This window comes from Pantoea sp. CTOTU49201 (assembly GCF_032054795.1).
Classification (GTDB): Bacteria; Pseudomonadota; Gammaproteobacteria; order Enterobacterales; family Enterobacteriaceae; genus Pantoea; species Pantoea symbiotica.
In genome coordinates, this window is sequence record NZ_DAMBSA010000173.1 from 5,495 (window position 1) to 9,242 (window position 3,748).

General features: G+C 56.5%; 4 protein-coding genes. 2 read left to right on the forward strand and 2 right to left on the reverse strand.

Annotated elements, in window-relative coordinates; translation table 11 throughout:
* Positions 1-886, reverse strand: an 886-nt coding sequence (locus RTY00_RS13295; protein ID WP_312664772.1) for a CSS-motif domain-containing protein, incomplete at its 3' end; no start/stop codon positions are given.
* A 238-nt stretch (positions 887-1,124) separates the two neighbouring features.
* Between RTY00_RS13295 and RTY00_RS13300 the strand changes: the two genes are divergently transcribed.
* Positions 1,125-1,889, forward strand: a complete 765-nt coding sequence (locus RTY00_RS13300; RefSeq protein WP_258144103.1) for a class II aldolase/adducin family protein — start codon at positions 1,125-1,127, stop codon at positions 1,887-1,889.
* A gap of 10 nt (positions 1,890-1,899) precedes the next feature.
* Positions 1,900-2,844, forward strand: coding sequence for an ABC transporter substrate-binding protein (locus RTY00_RS13305; RefSeq protein ID WP_312664773.1), 945 nt, complete (start codon positions 1,900-1,902; stop codon positions 2,842-2,844).
* Between the two features lie 35 nt (positions 2,845-2,879).
* On the opposite strand, the gene RTY00_RS13310 is transcribed toward RTY00_RS13305, so the two are convergent.
* Positions 2,880-3,748, reverse strand: an 869-nt coding sequence (locus tag RTY00_RS13310) for an AI-2E family transporter (protein ID WP_312664774.1), incomplete at its 5' end; no start/stop codon positions are given.

Sequence of the window (3,748 nt, forward strand, 5' to 3'; positions counted from 1 at the left end):
AGGCGTGTAATGTATTGCTGTAAACCGGTTGATAGTGCACCGAGAACTGACGCGCGCGGATGGCGCGGCCAATCTCATCGTGCCAGGAGATACGGCGACGCAGCCAGTTGGCGGTGAGGATCATCAACAGAATCGAGAAAATCGCCGCCATCGGCAGGAAGATGAACAGCGCCTGACGCCAGGCTTTCAGCAACTCAGAAGCCGGGACCGTCACACTAACGGTGATGGGATAGCGGCTGGAGTCGGCCTGAAAAGATTCACTATTCATGTACAGCTTAGGCCGCGTGTCAGTCGGTCCGCTGGCGATCACCGCACCGCCGCTAAATTGCAGGCTCATTTGGTAGCCACGCGAGCCGCCGATGGCGTTCATAAAGTCCATCAAATATTGGCCGTCGATGACCGCCCAAAAGCCGCTGGTGTCGGGGAGCTCGCGCACAAACACCACCGCAGGACGATTCTGGACGCCGTAAGTGCCGCGCACCGAAATACTCCACCAGGCTTTGCCGGTCGTCGGCGGCGGCTGCAGCATCATTTCCGTTAATGTGCCGTGTTTCAGGCCAAAGGCGGACGAGCAACTGATGTCACCGCCTTTCAGCATACCAATGGATCGGAAATAGGGATTGAGCGTGCCGGCGCGCTGCAGCTGATCTTCGATTTGTGCGCAAGGTTGATAGTGATACTGACGCAGCTCAGTGATCATATCCCATGCGTTATCACTCATCTTTTCAGCCTGAGTGAGCAAGGTATTGGCGGTGGAAATCTGCTGTTGGTGGACGGTGTGGCGCGCTTCGATGGCGGTACAAAGGATGCCGAGCACCAAGGGTAACAACCCGGCGCAGACAATTAAGAGCCAGCCAAAATCGTGATGTCGTTTTTTTAGTGGCACCAGACAATCCTCGATGGGTTTACGCCGCGCATAAGCTGCGGTTGCGGCGTCAGCAGCATACCATTTTCACAGGGCTGTGTAGGGTAGCGATTTAAGAATAAACCGGTCTGATACAGGTCAATGATCAATCTCACTTTGCGTTTACTGACAATGTTTTGCCGTTATTGGCATTTCCCAGCGGCAAAAACGCTATGCCACGATGTTAGGTAAGCACATTGACCTGAAATGAGGAGCGGAAATGAGCACTGAAACCCTGGATGTCACATCTTTACGGCAGCGCATCAGCGAAGGCGAATGGCAGGCGCGCACCAAGCTGGCGCAGGCTTATCATCTGGCGGCCAAGCTGCGCTGGACCGACCATATTTACACTCACTTTTCCCTGCGCGTACCGGGCGATCAGCCGCACTTTCTTATCAACGCTTTCGGGCAAACCTTCGATGAAATCCAGGCGGAAACGCTGGTGAAAATCGACATCGACGGCAATATTATTGACGACCCAACCGGGCTGGGAATTAACCTCGCCGGATTTGTTATTCACAGTGCGATTCATCGCGCGCGGCCCGATGCCCATGCGGTGCTGCATACGCATACCGCAGCGGGCATTGGCGTTTCAGCGCAGCGAAACGGCCTGCTGATGATTTCGCAACACAGCACCCGTTTCCATAATCGGCTCGGCTATCACGATTACGAAGGTATCGCGCTGGATCTCGACGAGCAGCAGCGCATCGTCGCCGATCTTGGCGATCTCAACGCGCTGATTCTGCGCAATCACGGCCTGCTGACCAGCGGCGGCAGCATTGAAGAAGCTTTCTACAACCTTTATTACCTCGAACGCGCCTGCCAGGCACAGTTGGCAGCACAATCGGGCGGCGCGGATCTGATTATTCTGCCAGATGCCGTTGCCGAAAAAGCCGCGCAGGCGTTTGATAACAGCATTCGCCAGCGCAAATATCAGCTGCACTGGGATGCTTACATCCGCCAGCTCAACCGTAACGCACTTTGAGAATCTCCCAATGAAATGGCTGAAACCGGTAGTTTCTGCGCTGCTGCTGTGCGCGGCGTTTGGCAGTCAGGCGGCGCCTGATTTGAGTAAAGTCACGCTGGTGCTGGGCGATCAGGCGCGCAATCTGCGTTCGCTGATCGAAGCGGCAGATGTAATGAAAGACGCACCTTATCAATATCGCTGGGCGAATTTCCAGGGTGCGGCGCCGCTGTTTGAAGCGCAGCGTGCCGGTGCGGTGGACACCTCGTACGCCGGTGATTTGCCGGTGCTGATGGCGGCGTCGGGCGGCGTACCGCTGAAGATTATCGCCACTAACGTGGGAGATGCCGGTTCGAACGGGCTGATTGTGCCCGCTGACTCGCCGATCCACAGCGTGAAGGATCTGGCAGGCAAGCAGGTTGTCGTCTCGTCGGCGCGTGGCAGTATCTCGCAGCACTTGCTATATGAAGCGCTGGAAGAGGCGAAAGTGCCGCGTGATACGGTGCCGGTGCGATTTGTGTTGCCGACCGACGCCAGCGCGGCGTTTAACTCAGGACAGATTGCCGCGTGGGCGACCTTCGATCCCTATTTAGGCATTGCCGAAAAGCATGGCGCGCGTCTGCTGCGTGACGGCAAAGGGCTGACGACCGCGCTGTCGTTTGTCACCGCCACGCAAAGCTCGCTCGACGATCCCGCCAAGCGCGCGGCGATTGCGGATTTCACCCATCGTCTTGCCAAAGCGCGCGAGTGGGCGCTGACGCATCCGCAGCAGTATAACGAGGTGTATGCGCAGTTAACGCGCCTGCAACCGACGGACGCGCAGCAGATTACTGCGCGTATTTCCCACGGCGTGCGTGGTGTGACGCCGGATGATGTGGCGAAGGTGCAGAAGGTATCGGACTTGTTCAGCGAGCTGAATATCCTGCCGAACAAAGTCGATGTGCAGGCAATTACCGATAACAGCGTGTTTCAATAAGCGGCGTAGGGTCGCCATTTATGGCGACCTGGCTGTTAACGCGCCCGTTTACCCGGCCGCCCGTTACCCAACATAATTGCCAATCGGCTGCCGCCCGGCGTGGTTTCCATCAAAATCTTGGTCACGCTGGTGAGTGGCACCGACAGCAACATGCCAACCGGGCCCAGCAGCCATCCCCAGAAAATCAACGACAGAAACACCACCAGCGTCGAGAGTCCCAGCCCGCGCCCCATCAATCTTGGCTCCAGCATATTGCCGAACACCATGTGAATCGCGCTGAACAGTGCCGCCACCAGCATGGCGTCATAAATATTATTCAGTACCAGCGCCTGAATAAACGGCGGGATGCCAGCGATGATCGGCCCGATATTCGGGATGAAATTAAGGATGAACGCCACCACGCCCCAGAACAGCGCGAACTTCACGCCGAGCAGCAGCAGCGACAGCCAAACGGCGACGCCGGTAATCAAACTCACCAAGGTTTTCAGCGCCAGATAATGCGTCACGCCTTTTAACGCGCGATGCAGACCGGCGATGCGGATCTGCGGATTGACCATCGCGTTACGCATTTTGTACGGCAGATGGCGCACCTCAAACAGCATAAATACCACGGTAAGAATCAGCAGCAGCACGTTGGTCATCGCGCCAGACAGCTGTTTCAACACCGATGTGGCCATGTCCATCACCACGTTGGGATCGAGGCGCGCCGCCAGCGCTTCGGTAGATATGTTGATATGAAAACGCGCGGCAAAATGTTGCACCACCGCCAGTTTCTGCTCCAGCATGGCGCGGATTTGCGGATAGGTATCACTGAAGTCACTGGCCGAACTGGCAAGTACAGCAATAAGTAACAGCACGACGATAAAAATCACGCTGATCACCAAGGTAATCGCCAGGCCACGTT